Raw genomic sequence first — 18,791 nt, 5'->3', positions numbered from 1 at the left:
CTCCGGGAAAATATTATATCAGTTATTCTGATGTTCGATCTGAAGCATTTTTGATAGGGGAGCGTATTTATAATTCAATGGTTGATTCGCTCATGTTATTCTTAAAAGTTCAAAGATGCGGACCCACCAATCCATTTCTACACCAGCCTTGCCACCTTTCAGATGTTTCTGCTGTAATTGGTGATTCCACTGTGGTGTCCATTGATGTAACAGGAGGATGGCACGATGCAGGTGATTATATAAAGTTTTTTTCTACTGCTGCCTATACAACCTACATGCTTTTGTTTGCTTATGAGTTTGATGAAGAAAAATTTAATTTTGATAATAACGGAAATTCTGTCCCCGATATTTTAGAAGAAGCAAGAATCGGATTGGATTGGCTTTTGCGCTGCAATTATGCCCCGGGAAAAATTATTACTCAAGTTCAGGACCTGGATGACCACAAACTTATTTGGAGAATGCCTGAAGACGATTCGTTGATGTTTGATAGGCCTGGGTTTTATGGAATTGGAAAAATCAAATCGGTATCTTCACCGCTGTAATGGCTTCTGCTTACCGTATATGGCACAATAAATTTCTTGATTCTTCTTTCGCTGTCAAATGTTTGAATGCTGCTCTAAACCTTTACGATTTTAAAAATAGTGTTGATAATATTGATTCCAGTTATTCCGGATTTTATCAGGATAATGCTTTTTGGGGAAAACTTGCTTTAGGGGCTGTCGAATTATTTTATGCGACAGGCGAAGAAGAATATTTGAATGATGCAAAGCAATTCGCCGATAGTGCTGGATCCGATTATTGGTGGAGCTCGTCAAACATAAATTCATTAGCACACTATAAATTATCAAAGATTGACAATTCTTATTTAAAATATATCGAAAATAATCTTCAGTCATTTCAAAAGTTCTCTGATTCTTCTTCCTTTGGTTTGGGAATGCCTTATTCATGGGGAACAACAAATTCATTTCTTGGAATCACTCTACAAGGAATTTTATTCAAAGCTATTTCTCATAGTAATAAATACGATAATTTAATTTATAACCACCGTGATTTTGTGCTGGGTAGAAATTCCTGGGGATTAAGTTTCATTTATGGAGTTGGGAAAAAATTTCCCCAACGCATGCATTCGCAAGTCGGTTATTTCCACAATGGTTATTTGCCCGGAGCTCTTACTGCAGGACCTGCTCCCCAATCCGTTTTAGATAAATATCCCATAAACCGGAAAAATTTGGAGTATGAAAAATTTAATTCTGATAGCGGCAAATTCTTTGACGACTTTCAGGACTTTGTAACAAACGAGCCAACAATATCCGGGAATGCCACAGCAATATTTGTCTATGGATTTTTTTCAAACCGGTAAAAGATTTTATATTTTTTTGTGAAAAACTTTATTTCATTTCTCCCTTCGCACTTAGCAGATAAGTATTACTTTCTGCATAAATATTTCTTATGTTGCAATCTAATACAGGTAAAATTACTTGTCTCTGTTTAGAGCAAGAGAATTCAATTTATCCATTGAAATTGTTTTCATTCAGTTTGTTTTGAAACGGCATAAAATTTGGCATTTATTTGAAAATTTTGAAAATGAAAAGACGAATACAAATTATACCAACCGGAATTCCATTAGTTGATTCTTCCTGGGGAGGCTTCTATCGAGGGGGATCATATCTTTTAATCGGGCAGCATAAATCAGGCAGGACTTTACTGGGATTGCAATTTGCACGCGACTGTGCTTCACGTGGGGAAGTATGCCTTTACTTCACTAATATGCGTCCGAAAGATCTTCTTATTCAAGCTGCCTCTATTGACTTTGATCTTCAGCAGGCTATGAATCATAATCTTGTTATTGTTGTTCGGGTAAATGCACCAAATGTGATTGAAGAAAATGGAGATGAAGTTTTTGTTGATTATCTAAAAGATATTTCAAAAGTTGTTGAGCAATATCAACCATCCAAAATTGTTTTTGATGAGCTTACGCCTTTTATTAGTTTTAATAATATTAAGCTGCTCGAAGAAACATTTTTAGAAACGATAGAGAAAATTGAAGACTCCGGAACCACTTCACTGTTTGTACTTGGAATGCCGGCTACTAATGTCGCTCAAAACATTTTGAATATTTTAAGCTCAAATGTTACCGGAATGGTTTATCTATTAAAAGAAGAAAAATCGCCATACTCCGGTTGGATGAGTATTTCACCTAACATAGGTCACACTGAAGGTGAATTTCAAGCACGATATTCAATTGAAGCGTATAAAGGCATTGTGATAGAGAAACAGGATTTGCAACCGGTCAAAAATTTTAATTCTGAAGGTAAACTGGAAAGGCAGTATCGAAATCTTTCGGAAATTAATATACCGGAAGAAGAATTTTATACCGCTAATCTTTACAGTCTTGATGACTTTAAATTAATTTTGAATAATCAAATTGCTCTATTCAAAACCACCGGTCAAAGTTCTTCCGTTCTATCACTTAAGCTTGAATCCTCTGCTGAATCACAAGGCTTTTTATCTATTAGCCAATTGAAAAATGCAGTCCGGCTATCTATTGATAAGAAGGATAAAATTTGTGTTGATGAAAATAAGATCTTAATTCTCACCCCTAAATCAGATTCGCAATCTCTCACGTCTTTATTGAGTAAGATTAAAAATAATCTTCCTGCAAGTGAAAAAGTTTCGCTGGATGTAATTCTTCAATTGATTTCAGTACTTTCAATTAAAATTGAAGATTATGTGAAAGACGCAGATGATGTTTTTACTCACCTCGATGAACAAAATAGTTTTCTAAAGAATAAATACGGCTTCGTATAAAATGAAGAGGTCAAATCTTTTCATTGTTGCTGCTATTTTTATTCTTGCAAACCTTCAAGTATCCTCTCAGAACAATTCTGAAAATATCAAATCGCAAGCACTGCAAGAAATGAAAGTCGGTAGATACGGCGAAGCTATAGATCTGCTTAACCGATATATCTCAGCATTTCCACAGCGCGCTGATGGATATAACTTGCGCGGGCTGTGTAATGAAAAAAGAGGTCAGTACGAATATGCAGTTTATGATTTTCGCTCAGCAAAAAAATTAGATACCAGCAATAAAGAGATAAATGATAATCTCAACAGAACTATCGAAGCGTGGCATTCACTTTTATTTAATAAGATTGAAGGTCATAAAAGAGAAATTGCACTCAATCCATTGAAACCCTTGAACTATTTAGAAATTGGAAAATCATATAAAAATCTTGGTAACTGGGATGAAGCCGAATCGTGGTACGACAAATATTTGAAATTAGAAGAAGCTTCATCAGATGAAATTATCCGATACACAGAAATACTTGCAAAGAATAATCACATCTCCAAAGGTGAGCCTATATTGAAAAGATATTGCGAAAAATATCCCGATGATCAGCGCCTATGGTCGCGCTATGGGTACTTTTCTATGTGGCTTGGTAAAACACAAACTGCTATCAAAGCCTTTCAGAATGCTCTTGAGTTAAAGCCTTACTTCAAAGAAGCACTTGACGGACTGGACTTAGCACGCGGTAAAGGATATGTTTATACTGTTAATGACACAACAAAAAGATTCAATTATGGGATAACGAAACAGGGGCAAAAGGAATATCTTATTGATAAATTATTCAAAGAATTAAAACTTAATCCGGAGAATTCTACAAAGAGAATTTCTCTAATTAATGAACTTTTAAAAGTAAACAGATTTGAGGAAGCTTTTCAGCAGCTATTAATTTTGGGAGAAATCGGAACTGATAGAAATTCTTATGATAGTCTTTATGCTGAAGTAAGCTCCAAAAGAAATTTCTATTACACAAGCAAGATTGATTCGCTTCAACAACAGTACGAAATCAATCCCAATAAAAAGGATGTTGTTCTGGAGTTAGCGAAATATTTTAGCTATCGTAAGCAGCTTGATAAATCAATTTCAATGTTTGAAAATTATCTTATCGAATTTCCTAATGACGAGGAAGTACTTTATCAATACGCCCAACATCTTGAATGGAATAATGAATTTCAGGAATCGAAGCAAATTGCCGGCAAACTATTAGATATCAATCCATCTAAAATTGAATACCAATTGCTTTGGTCAAAGTTATCAGTTTGGATGAATGAGGACCTTGATATTGCGGAAAATTATCTTAACAATGTTATTTCTTCTGATAAAAATAATTTGGATGCATTAATAACATTGGCAATGTTAAATTTTCAATCTGAAGATTTTGAATCATTCGAGAAATATGTTTCCACTGCAAATGATTTAGCGCCCGAAAATTCCGATGTGATAAATTTGCGCTCTATGCTTGTGCTTCAAAAAGAAAGAAATGATGCAGCAGCACTTTATAAAAAAGTTGAAGAGGCAAGGCAATTATTATTTGAAAAGAAGTGCCGCCAAGCTCAAAATTTATTTAAAGAATATTTATCCGATCCTAATTCTGATAAATCTGTCTATAAAGAACTTGCCGATGCTTTCCTTTGTGAAAATAATTTTAGCGCAGCGATTAATATTTATGATTCACTTCTTTCGGTGGAATATAATTATGAAATCTCTAAACAGCGTTCTAAAGTTTTATATTGGAGTGCCGATACTGTCAACTCTTTAATCTCCTTTAAAAAATTGGCTGCCGAAAATCCCGAAGATGCAGAAGTGAAAATGTATCTTGGTGATTCTTACGCATTAAATGGTGATTTCGAAAACGCAAGGTTGATTTATTCGCAACTTCGGGAAATCTCCCCCACCTCAGAATTATTAAGAAAGAGATTTGCATGGCTCGGACCTGAAGGTCAGACAGGATTCTCGGTTGGCAACATTCCGACCTATGTATTGGTTTCACCTCAGTTTTATTATTATGATGATAATTTAGGATTTAAAATGAATTTGCAGGGAGTAAAACTTGAATTCGGGTTGTCATCTTTTCTATCAATTGGCGGATTTGTTTCCCGCGGAGCGCTTTATTCAGATTTAATTCGTAAAGATATTTCGACAGTGAAAGGTTCAGTGTTTCTGAAGTTTGGCAAAACAGTTACCATTAACTCTTCTTTTGGTAAAACTTTTGTTAAAGATTACAAAGGACTTTTATTCGCCGAAAATACTATAAATATAGAAAAGAAAAATTTATATCACTTTTCAGTATTTTTTAATTCGATGGATGCCGCATTACTTTTATACTCCCCGTTTTTAGTTGATAAAAGATTACGAGCTGCCAACGTTGGATTATCTGGTAAATACTTTGGAACTTCTGGATTAAGACTTTCAGCGAAGTATAACTTTTTATTTGTTGCCGAAGGTACAAAAAACAATGGCAATAGTTTTGAATTTAGAGTTGGAAAAGAATTTCAGGATAATTTGACTGGTGGTTACGAATACTATTATTACAATTTTGAAAATGCTTCCCCTTATTATTGGTCGCCGGCAGGATTTGAATCCCACAGTTTATATACTGACATCAATTTTTATAAGGATGAGGAAACATCTCTGACGGTTGGTGGAAAGGTGGGATTAATTCCAAGTATCAGTTATATCTTGCGTGAAATATACGGTGAATTTGACTTTAAGCTGATTCAAAACTTAACTCTCAAATCCCGAATAACCGGTTCAAGCTCAGCACAACAGTCACTGGGATATAGTTCATACTCAATAACTGCTACACTATTTTGGCTGCTATAATTTATTAGCAGTTGCAGATTTGACAAATTGAATTTATCTTAATTCTCAAACTTTTATTTGTAAAATTTAAGTTCCTAATTAAAAATTTCAGGTATTAAAAATTGTGTTGGATTGGTACAAAGCAAAATGCATTCTGATTCTGTTACAGAGTTTATCCGAATTGTGCAAGTAGTTTAATAAAATCAAAGCGATTTGATGGCATTATAATTGTGAAATATTGTTATCTCATCAGAAAAAATTATGTCCGGAAAACAGCAAATAAAAAGAACAGTAATAACCCTCGAAAATGATCATCTGAACAATCAGTATGAAAATCCGGAGAAGAAATATCTAAAACGGATTCTGTTAAGCGGGTTAATATCATTGATCCTAATAATGATTATTGCCTACACCTTGCCAATGACAGTTTTGTCAATTAGCTCGTTATTAGAATATTCAACAATAGTAGCGCTTGTACTTTTTTTATTCATTTTATTACTTCGATACTTTGGAATTTTAACATTCGCATATTTTTATTTGAATGAATACACATTCAAGAAACTTAATGGATTTACTCCTTTCATTTCGGTTATTGTTCCGGTTTATAATGAAGAAAAAGTAGTTGAGAATTCAGTCAAATCATTGCTCGATCTTGATTACGAAAATTATGAAATCATAGTTGTTAATGATGGTTCGACTGATAACACTAAACAAGTAATCGAGAAACTTACGGGATTTCATAAAGGTACAAAGTCGGAAGTTAAAATCTCAGTGATTAATAAACCTAATGGAGGAAAGGCTTCAGCATTGAATGCAGGTATAACTTATTCGCAAGCCGAATTTGTTTTATGCATGGATGGGGATTCACAGCTTTCAGCAGATTGCTTGCGAATGGCTGTGCGTCATTTTCAGAAGCCTGAAATTGGTGCCGTTGCCGGAAATGTTAAAGTTTTAAACCGCGGAAAATTTCTAACTGATTTACAATCACTTGAATATATCGAGGGATTAAATATGGTGCGAACTGCACAAAGTTTTATGCGATTGGTAAATATTATTCCAGGTCCGGTTGGTTTATTTAGAAAGAGCGCTCTTGAACAAGCAGGATTTTATTCCAGCGATACTTTTGCCGAGGACGCAGACCTCACTTTGAAAATATTAGCAAAGGGCTGGAAAATATATTATGAACCTCGAGCAATTTCATACACTGAAGCGCCCGAAAAATTACAACAGCTTCTGAAACAGCGTTATAGATGGACGCGCGGAATTATCCAATCAATCCGTAAGCATAAAAAATTAATGATAAACCCTACCATCAATCTGGGCGACACGTTTGTATTATGGAATATGTTTTACGAAGCATTGATTTGGCCTACAATGAATATTGCTGCAAATATATTTTTCATTTTTGCAGCTTTGGCATTTGGATTTACTTCTCTGATATTTTTCTGGTGGGCAGCATTGGCATTACTGGATTTAACGACCGCATTATATTGTGTAGCGGTAGAAAAAGAAGAACTTCGTCTGGTGGCTTACGCTATTATATATAGAATGGTTTTTATCCTGATCATTGATATTTGTAAAACCATGTCAACAATCGAAGAATTTTTAGGAATTAAAATGCGCTGGGGGAAATTAGAACGATTAGGAACACTTAGTGCTCAATAAATTTTATTTAACCAAGAGGTAAATATGGAACTCATACCAATTCTTTCGACAATTATTTTAGTGGCAACTATAAGTACATTTATATTAGCTATTGGCGCTTATATTCTTTTTAAAGTTAGAGAAAGACGTGGTGAAAAATATTTTGTCCAGAATCCGGCTAATGTTCAGGGAGAACTTGTTACTCCGGAGGATAACTTATCTCCACGGGATGTATTTAAGGAAAATAAATCTTCTCAGTATCCAAAAAGAAAAACCTTATATGTCGAAGATTTTACTACAAATCAAAAGAAAGAAGCAAAGCCTGTTACACCAACTGAGCCAAGAGAATATGTTACTCAAAAATTACACAGTACATTAAAAAAAGAAGCAGCGAATTTTGAAAATGTCACTTCTGAATTAAAGCCTGATGAAAATAAATTCTTGAAATATACAAGGGAGGGTTATATCCCCACTACAAAAGATAAAAGCGGCGAGGAACTGAAGTGGCGGTAGTTCCCACAAACAGAAGTAGGATAAATCAACCGATCCTACTCATTATCGGATCTCTTATACTTATTGGCGCAATTCTTATCTATTTTTTTATCCTTCGCGGCATTTATGGCCGGTTCGATTCTACTTCCCTGATACCGGATACAAATACATTTAATAACATTCTATTCGGAGAAAAGCCCAAGGTTGCGATTCTTTATTCAAATTATACAAGGAACATGCTTCCTAATAAAAGCAACTGGCTTTCTGAAAATATTAAAACCTGGCAAAAGTTTGTTGGTGATGCAGGCTCCTCCGTTGCAATCATCAATGATAATGATATTGAATTAGGCAAAGCATTCGACTATAGTCTCATTGTTTTACCAGGATGCAAATCATTGAGCGATAGAGAAATTATTCAACTTAAAAAATTCATTGATAAAGGGGGCAGTCTTTTTGCAACAGGCAGTGTTGGAACTTATAGCAGCGATGGCAAATGGAGAGGATGGAGTTTTATATCTGAAATATTTGGAGCAAGATTTTCAAAAGAAATTTATAATGATGGTACAGCTAAAATCCATACTCTGCGCGGTGGATCACCAATAACAGCCAACATACCAACAGGATATCCTCTAAAAGTAGCTACCTGGGATAGACCGATGGCTATTGAAGTTCTCGACCCCCGTACAACTCAAATTAGTTTTTGGTATAACTACCGGCTCGAGGACGGACTGGTAAGAGAGGAAATTAAAAAAAGTGCGGGAATGGTTAATGGTACTTACGGAAAAGGCAGATTTATCTGGATGGGGTTTGAAATTAATTCTGTGTTAGGAATTCAGGAAGATTATATTTTGTTCGAAAGACTTTTCCGAAATTGTATTAACTGGTTAACCTACATACCTGTTGCTTACGTTCGTGATTGGCCTGTGGGTTATGATGCTGCTGCTGTTATAGCACTCTCAGTTTCAAATGATGCAGAAAATATTAACAACATTCTACCAATTTTAAAAAATGAAAACGTTCCCGCCACTTTTTTTGTTGACCCCCTGCTTTTAAAATCTAATTTTGAATTAATTAAAAAGCTTAAAGATTATGGCGAAATCGGAGCCTTGGTTGATGTTGGTTACCTTACCTCGCAATCGGACACTATTAATAAACTTAATAACCTTTCCTTACAGACTGAAAAACTTTTAATTGCCAAATCAGAGCTTGAATCAGTTGTTAAAAAACAGGTTCAAGGATTTCTACCTTATTATGGCTTATTCGATTTGAATACCATTACGGCCGTTGTTAATTCGAAATTTAAGTATATGATCTCTGACTCATTAACCGATCGCTCAGTTCCCAAAACAATCATTCGCGGTAAGGATAGAATTCTTTCTATTGTAAAAACCGGTAGGGATGACTATGAGATTATTAGAGATTTTGGTTTAACCCAGTCTGAATTTCAGTTCTACACTTATCAGGAGGATGTTGACCGAGTTTTTTTTGAAGGAGGACTTTTTACTTCAAAGTTTCATTCTGAGTATCAATGCAAACCTGAAAATGTAAATGTCATCAGCGATCTAATTAAGGATTTGAAAAAGAAAAATTTTTGGATAACGACTGCTTCTGAAATTCAACAATGGTTTCAAAAGAAAGACTATATCGAGATTAGGACAGAGCGCCGTAGTAATTCAAGAGTTACTTTGAAGGTTTCAAATCCTGGAATTTCTTCGGTTAGCGATTTAGTTGTTAACATAGATTTGAATGAACAAGTCTCAAATATTTCTTTAAATAGTGAAATAATCGGTACGAAAATTCCAAAATTCAAATATGTTAAGGGAAGCACAATTCTATACTTATATATTAATGACTTGAAACCTAAAGAATCAAGGACTTATTATATCGATTATGAAAAAATCGGCGTTTAAATAATTCACAATTCATAATGACCGAGGAAAACTAATTTGAAAAATTATTTAACTTCAATAACCTTCCTTTTTTTTATTTTATCACTCTCTTCGGCAATCTATGCACAACAGATTCAAATTAAAATTGGTTTAGTTCACTCTGAATTATCATTGAATAGTGACAAATCGGGCAATCAACCACCCTCTACCGCCTGGGAATATTTTTTACTAAATAATAAAATCAGATATGATGTCCTTCGGGATGATGATATCTCTTCGAGTGCTCTTTCAGATTATGATTTAATAATTTTACCTGAAAATAAGTCTTTCAGTGATGATGCATTCGATAACCTGACTGAATATTTAAACGATGGGGGAAACTTATGGATGCTTGGTAACATCGGCGAAAGAAATCAAAACGATAAACAAAGAGAAAAAAGTTTTTCGGAGTTTATTTTCGGCTCTTCGTTTTCGATAATCCCCTCAAAAAATAATTTTACTTCCAATCTTAACTTTGTTGCGGATGAACTAATTACATCCAAAGAATTATCGCATTCAAAATTACTTTTGAGTTTTCATCGAAATATTTATGAAACAACCGCAAATCGAAAATCTTTTATACTGGGATACTATGAGTCATTGGATAATAGCAAATATAAAAAGGCGACAACAGGAATATTAGCCTCCACCTTTGGCAGAGGACGAGTTTTGTGGTTCGGTTTTCAAATCGATCAACTAATCGGGAAAGAGGATCAGAAGAATTTTAATTTATTTTTTTATTCAGCAATAAATTGGTTATCAAATACACCAAATGTTCAGTTAAATTATTTGCCGGAAAATTATCTTCGTATAAGATATTCTCTGCAGTCATTAATGACATGGAATCCTTAAATAAAATTCCTGACGAAATAAAAGGCACAAACAATCAGGTTAACCTTTTCTTCCGCCCGGAAAACTTTGAAAATCTAATTCGATTGATTGGCTTTGAGTCGCAAAATTATACCTTCAATTTAGCAGTTTCAATAGATGAAATAAATTCCGATAAATTTATTCATCAACTTCAGGAGTTGTCAAAGACTTTTAAAAAATTATTTTCTGAGAATAATCAGCAAAACATCGGATTATTTGTGCACGGTGATATTCATGACTTAACTTCACTGAAACAAATTTCAGAATCAGGTGTCACTTTTATTTTAGATGATAAAAATTTTTATATTTTTGACCAAAATAATAATGTAAGAATATTTCCTTCTTATAGCCTGATTTCATATACCGTGTCAACTTTTCAAAGTAGAATGCCACTTGAATTAAACTCTGAGCGAATCTATAATTATTTGTTAATAGACGATAAACAAACTGACTTGAATCGAAGCAGCAGACAAAATAGATTAGCAGAAATTGAAAATCAACATTCACAGATTGAGGATATAACAATTGATGACGTAGTTGAATATTTCTCTGCAATAGAAAATATTAATGTGGAAATAACCTCAACACATGACAATTCATTTGACATAACTATAAGCAATAATAATATATTCGATATGAGCGATGTAAGTATTAAATTACTTTTACCCGAAGGCACTACTGAATTAAATTATAAAACGCTGGATGACAACATCTCTTCCTCAAAATTAAAATATGATAATCAGTTTTTGCTTATGATTAATTCAATCGCAGCACGGCAAAAAATTAATTTGGCTTTTTCTTATGAATCAAGTTTCGATTAAGCTTTTTCTTTTTATAATTATAATATTACATCTATCTCAATATTCAGGATGTACATTCCGGAATGAGGAGATTATCTCTTCATCAGATGATTCTGCTATCGAAATATTTTACCCCGTTACTAATTCGGAAATTCAGCAGGGTATTACAGAAGTTGAGTATTCTATTACCTCTCCCTTTCTTCTAAAATTTATTGAACTTTATATTGATGATGAATTCATTCTAAACTATCCGCCTAACCTTGATGGTACTCAGCCAAGAATATTCATTGATCTTGATATTTCATATACCGGTAAAAGTTTTAACTATTTTTTAATTTATTATACTCAGGATGGAACTTCGATTAGAAGCGAAGTAATGTCCAATATTAAAGTGTCTGAAAGACAGTCATTGCCCTCGATTCCTTTTGATATAAAGCTACTGAATGTTAGTGATAATATTGTAAATATATCCTGGAAAGATTCATCGTCTCAGGTTGATTCTTTTCAATTGTGGCGTAAGACAAATTTTGAAGGAACATTTAGTAAATATTTATCTATTGCGACACCAGCGTTTAACATCAATGATGAAGAGGTTTATCCGGATTCAATTTACTTTTATAAACTTAAAGCTGTAAATATTTATGGTGAATCAGATTTTAGTGCTGAAGTAAACACAGATAATTTATTTTTCACCGGGAATTTTTATCCACCCTCCAATTTGTCGGCAACAGCAGATGGTTCAAAAGTTTTAAATTTAATTTGGAAAGATAACAGTAAAAACGAATCATATTTTTTAATTGAACGGAAAACAGATTTTACTGAGTTTAAAACACTTATCGCTCTGCCGGAAAATTCAACAACTTATAAGGACAGCGCAAGCGGGCTTATTCCAGGCTCCTTTTATACGTTCAGAATTAAATCATTCTCTTCAACCGATTCTGCATGGTCGAATGAAAGCCGGGTTCAAACTTTTTTATATGATATACCGGCACCTAATAATTTAACCGCAGAATATAATTCTCTCCTGAACGTCATCATCCTAACCTGGTCTGATTCAGATCCAGATAATTCTTTATTCGAAATTGAAAGGAAAGAGGAGACAGGCGATGAGTTTATAAAAATCGCTTCGGTTTCCGGAGTTGTAAACTTTTTTACAGACACAGAAATATTAGCCGGTAAAATTTATTACTACCGGATTCGCAGCAGTGATGGGACTGTTTATTCTGCTTATTCAAATATTGCAATTATAAATACCGGTATCTAACTAAACTTAGCAGATCAAAATTAAATGACAACTGATTTAGAAACTTATAATTTTAATAGTCATAATTCTGATCTGATACTTTTGTCCAAAGAGATTGGAAAAAAATACCCGTTTACTTTAATTGACAAGCAAAATATTCAGTTCAAAATTGATAATTCTAATTCGATTATATGGATTGAAGACAATGCACAAAACCTAATCTTATTTAATAAAAATTATAATCAGAGATTTAATTCTAATGCTTTTCTATTAGAAGAAAATTATCCTGATGAGTTTAATAAAAAAATAAGGATTATGTTTAATTCGCTTAATGAATGTATTGACAAAAACAATGAACCCGTAAGCGTACAGCAAAAAATTAAAAATGAAGAAAATCAAAATGTATTAATCCATCTGTATCGGGTTCCAATAAGACGTCAGGCCGAAGAAATATTTGTAACATTGAATGAATTAGAAATTTATTCGGAGGAAGAATTAACACAAAACGAAAATGAACTTACACACAGCAGCTTAGTTTCGATTCGTCAATTCACAAAAGAATATTTAGTGATTGATAGTGAATCTAAAATTTTAGAAATTAGTGATGAGTTGTTGACCTCATTAAACTGTTCCGGAAGTGTTGTGTTAGGTTCACGAATGAACGATATTTTTACCGATGAAGTGTTTAAATGTGTAAACGAATTTGACAACCGTCGGTCGGAAAGTATGGAAAAAGAATTCGAAGGGCTTTTATCAGAAAAGAATAACAGATATTTTAGTGGCAGAATATTTGTATGTTTATTATCCGGTAAGCAAACAAAATATTTAATTGGTTTTATAAGTTCAGTTCGATCAAAAGAAACTGTAAAATTATTAGGAAAAGAAAAAATGATTGATTCATTGATGCATAATAATCCCGAGCCGATATACATTTTCGATAAAGAAAATCTTAATTTTATTGATGTGAATAAAGCGGCTACAGATCTTTATGGTTACTCTAAAGATGAATTTTTGCAGATGGATATTACGGATTTATACCTTCCCGAGGATATTCAAACTCTGCTGGAAAATTCAGAAGACAAACAAGAAATATCTTTTTTTACTGGTCCCTTCAGGCAGCGAAAAAAAGATAGTAGTCTAATTTTAGTTGAGATCAGTAAAAATTCCTGGACATACGAGGGCCGGGATGCATATCTAAATATAATTAAAGATGTTACTGCTATAAAAAATTTAGAGAAGAAAATTCAATTATTTAAAAATGTATTTGATAATACAGATGATCTTCTCTTTGTTACTGATACAGATGGCATGATTACGTATGCAAATAATTCGACTGCCAAAGCTCTCGGTTATTCCAAAGAAGATATTGAAAACTCTGCCTTCACTTCTCTGCTCGTTGATGAGGAGCGTGCTAATGTGAACGCAAATATTTTCCATTCATATTTAAAGGATTCCATTACTCTTGTTACCTCCTTAAAAAAATCGGATGATTCACAATTGCAGGTTGAGTTAACTGCATCGCCCGTTCTTGATTACAGGGGGGAGATTGACTCTTTTTCTTTAATTGCAACAGTTGAGCAAAATGTTCAGCCTATGACTCGTGAAGTGGTTAAAGAAGTAGTTAAAGAAATTAAGATTGAAAAACCAATTGATTTACATACAGTCGAATCTAAATCTGATGAGACTGCATTCCTGTCAAGTCTGTTCCATCAGATTCTTACTCCAATTAATGTGATCATGGGGTTTGTTCAAGAACTTACTGAAACTTTAACAGAATTAACACCTGATCAAAAAGAGATGGTCGATATTATCAATCAAAACCGCACCACCCTCCTTATCACAATGAACACATTTGTTGAATACTCGAATATAGTTCAAAATAAATATGAACTTTCGATAAGTGAAATACAGGTGACTGATTTGATTGATGATTTACAGAAAAATTTTAAGGAAATTATTGGCGGTAATAAGATCGAATTCGCTTACGGGAAAATATCCTCGTCTCTAAAGTTCGAATCGGACGGTAAAAAATTACTCAGTTTCATTGCTCAGTTGATTAAAATACTTATGAAAACAAATAAGAGTAAAAAAATATTCATTTCTGCATTTCAATACGACGAAAAAAATTTTTTAATTTCTGTTAAGGATAATTATCCCGTTGCTTCTGATATTTTGGTAAACTCATTTGATATTCTTTTTAGCGATCAACCGAGAGGTGATAAAAAAGATTTAGGACTTCCCAAACTTAACACTCAACTATCAACAGCACTTTTACAAATTCTAAAAGGAAAATTTCGAATAACTACTGTTGAGCCTTCCAATCCTGATTTCGGTTTTATCTTTCCATTGCAATATTCTTCTAATGAAATTATCGAACCCAAAATTGATGAAACTAAAGAAGAAGAACCCCAAATAATTTCCAATCAATTACCAATTGTTGAGATTGATCATACTGAAGTAATTCCAGTGAAAGATGAAACTCCTTCTGTAGAAAATGCTGTTCAAATAATCGGAAATAATATTACACCCGAAATTATTTCTCCCCAAATACCGAAGCCGGTTAAACAGGAAATAGTAATCCCTCCTGTTATTCAGGATGAACCAAAAGAAATTCCAATCATTGAAACTTCTGCCAATAATGTAATTCCGGAGGAAACAAGAGTTGAAGAAATTCCATCGCTTGAAAATCTCACTCCACCCCCCATCAGTACAGAACAAAAATTTGTTCCATTTTTTGACATATCAAAATTGAACTGTTTGTATATTGAAGATCAGCTTGATTCACAAGTTCTTTTTAAAGTTCAGATGAAGGAGTTAAAGTCTGTTCAATTTGCAGCAGGATTTGAAGAAGCATTACCGCTGTTAGAGAAGAATAAGTTTGATTTTATTTTAATGGATATAAATCTGCAAGGAGAATACAACGGGCTTGATGCTTTAAGATTAATCCATAAAATGCCGAAGTACGAGAAAATTCCAATCGTTGCTGTAACTGCTTATGTTCTTCCCGGGGATAAAGAAAAGTTTATTGCCGCTGGCTTTCAGGATTTTATTGCCAAACCAATTTTCCACGATAAAATGATCGAATCTTTCCAAAAAATATTTCATTTCTAGCGGTTCTGTTTTCGTTTTTCAAATCCTCTAAACATTTAAAGTTTATGAGGATTTTTTTTATCCAACCTTGACATTTTATCCAAATACAATTATGTTAGCATACAAATGTATGGTATTTATTTTGAACAGGTAATAATATGCAAAAAGAGTTAACAGAGATTCAAAAAAACATCTTAGATTTTCTGATAAACCAAATTAAGGGAAAGGGAATTCCACCAACACTTGCAGATGTTGCAAAACATTTTGGATATAAAAATCGTGCAACCGTGCAGCAGCATTTTGCTGCTATTGAAAGAAAAGGCTACATCAAAAAAAATCCAAAACTTTCTCGTGGAATAGAACTTACTCTTGAAGACAAATTCTTTGTTCCCAAACCAATTCTCGGCGAAGTTGCTGCAGGCAATCCGCTTACAATTTATCCTGATGCGATAGATACAATTCAACTTCCAACAATTGCAAGGATGCCAAAGGATTCTTTTTTGCTTCGTGTTAAAGGTGAGAGTTTAAAAGATGCCTACATTTTTAGCGGCGATATAGTAATTGTTAATCCAAATCTTGAACCTAAAAATGGGCAAATTGTTGTGGCAATTCTTGATGACGCGGCTGTTGTAAAAAGATTTTATAAAAAGCGAAGTGAGATAGAACTTGTTTCAGAAAATCCGGAATACAAACCAATTGTTATTGATAAAAAATATGCTTCATTTAAAATTGTTGGAATTGTTATTGGCATTTATAGAAGTATGGAAAAGAAAGCAGTATAAAGGAGTTTTCCCCTAACCCCTTTCTAAGTAAGGGGAGAAGGGCAAAAATATTTATTAAATACAGATAATTAACAAAAGTGTTAACTATGTGTATTTATAATTTATAAACAAATAATGAAACCAAAATTTAACATCGGCACCGCGGGATGGTCTTACAAAGATTGGGTTCCAAACTTTTATCCTAAAAATCAAACGGGTGGATTTGACTGGCTGCAGTTTTATTCGCATTACTTTAATTGTGTTGAAGTGAACTCAACTTATTATACTTATATCAGTCCCAAAATTGTGGATGGTTGGATAAAAAAAGTTGAAGAATCAAAGAACTTTATTTTTCATATTAAACTTCACCAGGATTTTACACACAAAAGAAAATTTGACGAACAAAACATTAAAGCAGTTCGTTATAATCTTGATCAGTTAAGAAAATCTGAAAGACTTGGTGGATTGTTGATACAATTTCCGTACTCTTATTCATTTGATGGAAATTCTGTTCAGCATATTCAAAAGCTTAGAGATATTTTTCTGATGTAAGTTGTTTTGTAGAAGTTCGTCATCAAAGCTGGAAGAATAATCGTGCATTAGAATTTTTTAGGGAAAATGATTTAACATTTTGTACAATTGATCAGCCGCAAATTGGGCAGGCAATAGAGTTTGATCCTATCATTACAAATGATAAGGCTTACATAAGATTTCACGGGAGAAATGTGGAAGCCTGGAAAAAATCATTATCTAATTTTGGCAAACCACAGACTTATGAAGAACAAAGTTCACGTTATCATTATCTCTATTCACCCGGAGAGTTGGTTGAGATTGAGCAGAAGACAAAATCAATACAGCATAAAGTTAAAGAAGTAAATGTAATAATGAATAATCATCCACAAGGTGATGCAGTTGCAAATGCTTTTGAGCTAATTCATTTGTTGGAAGAGAAAAGTAAAGTAGAAATACCAACGACAATTTTAAAAACTTATCCACGGTTACAAGAAATGTTGGTTAATTAGAGATTACTTTATTGTTTGATTTTTAATGATTATTTTTATTCTAAATTAAAGAAAGATATTTATGAGTGATTACAAAGATATTATTACTGTTGAACCTGGTAAAAGAGGCGGCAAACCGTGTATCAGAGGATTACGCATAACAGTTTATGATGTGCTGAGTTATCTTGCATCAGGAATGACAATTGAGCAAATCCTTGAAGATGTTCCATATCTTACTAAAGAAGATATTTATGCCTGTCTTAGTTATGCGGCAGATCGTGAAAGTAGAATTACTTATAACAAGCCAAATAAATTAGTTCACTATTTATAAACTAACAATCTTTATTAACTAATGATTATATCAGCAAGTAGAAGAACAGATATAACTGCATTTTATTCTGAATGGTTTTTTAATAGAATCAAAGAAGGTTATTGTACTGTCCCCAATCCATTTGATGCAAACCAAATTTATTTTGTTGATCTTAAACCAAAATCTGTAACAGCCATAGTCTTTTGGACAAGGAATGCATTACCTCTAATGAAAAATCTTAAAGTACTAGATGAGAAAAATTATAATTACTACTTCCAGTTTACTATTAATAATTATCGAGTACCTTACGAGCCTTATAATCCATCACTTGAAACAGCCTTAAAAAGTTTCAAGCAGCTTGCTGATAAATTAGGAACTGGTAAAGTTATCTGGCGATATGATCCTATATTGTTTACAAATGATTTAACATTAGATTTTCATAAAGAAAACTTTTCAATTATCTTCAATGAATTAAATGGTCATACAAAAAGAATAGTAATAAGTATTATTGATGATTATAAAAAAACATTACGACGCTTGAATAAACTCGAAACAAATTATGAAGAAAACCAAATAAGCAAGCCGCAGGTAGAAGAATTATTAAAATTTATTGTTGATAAAGCTGACACCAAAGGAATAAAAGTTGAAAGTTGTGCAGAAGAAAAGGATTTTGGTCATCTTGGAATTGCTCACGGGAAATGTATAGATGATAGACTTCTAAAAGAGGAATTTGGAATTGATTTAGCCTTTAAAAAAGATAAAAACCAAAGGTTGCCTTGTGGATGTATGGTAAGTAAAGATATAGGAGTAAATAATACTTGCCTTATGGGATGTGAATACTGCTATGCTACGACTTCACACAGCTCAGCGTTAAACAATAGAAAAAAACACGACCCGAATTTTTCATCACTCTTAGTTCATAAAATGTCTGAGGAAATGAAAGAAAAAATTAAAGCATTTAAACAGCAACAAAATTTCACAGAACAACAAATGGTTTTATTCTAA

The 18,791-nt window shown here is 33.1% G+C and carries 15 protein-coding genes and 1 pseudogene; all 16 read left to right on the top strand.

Translation table 11 applies throughout. From position 1 onward, the window contains the following. Nucleotides 1-77: 77 nt before the first annotated feature. Nucleotides 78-542 (top strand): glycoside hydrolase family 9 protein, encoded by a 465-nt coding sequence (locus IPH11_03310; GenBank protein ID MBK6912731.1) that lies wholly within the window; start codon nt 78-80, stop codon nt 540-542. Next, the gene (locus IPH11_03305; GenBank protein MBK6912730.1) at nt 542-1,360 is read left to right on the top strand and encodes a glycoside hydrolase family 9 protein; all 819 of its coding nucleotides are present in this window, start codon (nt 542-544) and stop codon (nt 1,358-1,360) included. The genes IPH11_03310 and IPH11_03305 overlap by 1 nt, the downstream gene beginning before the upstream one ends. A 224-nt stretch (nt 1,361-1,584) precedes the next feature. Next, a complete protein-coding gene (locus IPH11_03300; GenBank protein ID MBK6912729.1) occupies nt 1,585-2,808 on the top strand; it encodes a hypothetical protein in 1,224 nt (407 codons plus the stop codon). Nucleotide 2,809: 1 nt separating this feature from the next. Continuing rightward, nucleotides 2,810-5,668, top strand: coding sequence for a tetratricopeptide repeat protein (locus IPH11_03295; GenBank protein ID MBK6912728.1), 2,859 nt, complete (start codon nt 2,810-2,812; stop codon nt 5,666-5,668). Between the two features lie 375 nt (nt 5,669-6,043). Then, on the top strand, nt 6,044-7,312 hold the full coding sequence (locus IPH11_03290; protein ID MBK6912727.1) for a glycosyltransferase: 1,269 nt from the start codon (nt 6,044-6,046) through the stop codon (nt 7,310-7,312). A 24-nt stretch (nt 7,313-7,336) separates the two neighbouring features. Continuing rightward, entirely contained in the window at nt 7,337-7,804 is a 468-nt protein-coding gene (locus tag IPH11_03285; GenBank protein MBK6912726.1) for a hypothetical protein, read from the top strand. Continuing rightward, nucleotides 7,795-9,693, top strand: coding sequence for a hypothetical protein (locus IPH11_03280; GenBank protein ID MBK6912725.1), 1,899 nt, complete (start codon nt 7,795-7,797; stop codon nt 9,691-9,693). The genes IPH11_03285 and IPH11_03280 overlap by 10 nt, the downstream gene beginning before the upstream one ends. 36 nt (nt 9,694-9,729) lie before the next feature. Then, complete coding sequence (locus IPH11_03275; GenBank protein MBK6912724.1) at nt 9,730-10,563, top strand: hypothetical protein; 834 nt, start codon at nt 9,730-9,732, stop codon at nt 10,561-10,563. Then, nucleotides 10,551-11,402: a hypothetical protein gene (locus IPH11_03270; protein ID MBK6912723.1), complete on the top strand. Its 852-nt coding sequence runs from the start codon at nt 10,551-10,553 to the stop codon at nt 11,400-11,402. The genes IPH11_03275 and IPH11_03270 overlap by 13 nt, the downstream gene beginning before the upstream one ends. Further along, nucleotides 11,383-12,645 (top strand): fibronectin type III domain-containing protein, encoded by a 1,263-nt coding sequence (locus IPH11_03265; protein MBK6912722.1) that lies wholly within the window; start codon nt 11,383-11,385, stop codon nt 12,643-12,645. Before IPH11_03270 ends, IPH11_03265 begins: the two co-directional genes overlap by 20 nt. 24 nt (nt 12,646-12,669) lie before the next feature. Beyond that, nucleotides 12,670-15,735, top strand: a complete 3,066-nt coding sequence (locus IPH11_03260) for a PAS domain S-box protein (protein MBK6912721.1) — start codon at nt 12,670-12,672, stop codon at nt 15,733-15,735. 137 nt (nt 15,736-15,872) lie between these two features. Beyond that, nucleotides 15,873-16,496: a repressor LexA gene (gene lexA, locus IPH11_03255; protein MBK6912720.1), complete on the top strand. Its 624-nt coding sequence runs from the start codon at nt 15,873-15,875 to the stop codon at nt 16,494-16,496. Nucleotides 16,497-16,610: 114 nt separating this feature from the next. Beyond that, a complete protein-coding gene (locus IPH11_03250) occupies nt 16,611-17,027 on the top strand; it encodes a DUF72 domain-containing protein (GenBank protein MBK6912719.1) in 417 nt (138 codons plus the stop codon). A 2-nt stretch (nt 17,028-17,029) separates the two neighbouring features. After that, nucleotides 17,030-17,497, top strand: a pseudogene (locus IPH11_03245) (DUF72 domain-containing protein). Between the two features lie 61 nt (nt 17,498-17,558). Next, complete coding sequence (locus tag IPH11_03240; protein MBK6912718.1) at nt 17,559-17,807, top strand: DUF433 domain-containing protein; 249 nt, start codon at nt 17,559-17,561, stop codon at nt 17,805-17,807. Nucleotides 17,808-17,828: 21 nt separating this feature from the next. Next, a complete protein-coding gene (locus IPH11_03235) occupies nt 17,829-18,791 on the top strand; it encodes a DUF1848 domain-containing protein (GenBank protein MBK6912717.1) in 963 nt (320 codons plus the stop codon).

Source organism: Ignavibacteriales bacterium (genome assembly GCA_016709155.1).
Lineage (GTDB): Bacteria > Bacteroidota > Ignavibacteria > Ignavibacteriales > Ignavibacteriaceae > JADJEI01.
The sequence above is the reverse complement of the archived record's forward strand: the minus strand, read 5'-3'. Positions and strand labels throughout refer to the sequence as shown.

Coding starts and splice junctions, on each gene's coding strand:
- IPH11_03310 (MBK6912731.1), top strand. CDS start 78: ATGGTTGATTCGCTCATGTTATTCTTAAAAGTTCAAAGATGCGGACCC.
- IPH11_03305 (MBK6912730.1), top strand. CDS start 542: ATGGCTTCTGCTTACCGTATATGGCACAATAAATTTCTTGATTCTTCT.
- IPH11_03300 (MBK6912729.1), top strand. CDS start 1,585: ATGAAAAGACGAATACAAATTATACCAACCGGAATTCCATTAGTTGAT.
- IPH11_03295 (MBK6912728.1), top strand. CDS start 2,810: ATGAAGAGGTCAAATCTTTTCATTGTTGCTGCTATTTTTATTCTTGCA.
- IPH11_03290 (MBK6912727.1), top strand. CDS start 6,044: ATGATTATTGCCTACACCTTGCCAATGACAGTTTTGTCAATTAGCTCG.
- IPH11_03285 (MBK6912726.1), top strand. CDS start 7,337: ATGGAACTCATACCAATTCTTTCGACAATTATTTTAGTGGCAACTATA.
- IPH11_03270 (MBK6912723.1), top strand. CDS start 10,551: ATGGAATCCTTAAATAAAATTCCTGACGAAATAAAAGGCACAAACAAT.
- IPH11_03265 (MBK6912722.1), top strand. CDS start 11,383: ATGAATCAAGTTTCGATTAAGCTTTTTCTTTTTATAATTATAATATTA.
- IPH11_03260 (MBK6912721.1), top strand. CDS start 12,670: ATGACAACTGATTTAGAAACTTATAATTTTAATAGTCATAATTCTGAT.
- lexA (MBK6912720.1), top strand. CDS start 15,873: ATGCAAAAAGAGTTAACAGAGATTCAAAAAAACATCTTAGATTTTCTG.
- IPH11_03250 (MBK6912719.1), top strand. CDS start 16,611: ATGAAACCAAAATTTAACATCGGCACCGCGGGATGGTCTTACAAAGAT.
- IPH11_03240 (MBK6912718.1), top strand. CDS start 17,559: ATGAGTGATTACAAAGATATTATTACTGTTGAACCTGGTAAAAGAGGC.
- IPH11_03235 (MBK6912717.1), top strand. CDS start 17,829: ATGATTATATCAGCAAGTAGAAGAACAGATATAACTGCATTTTATTCT.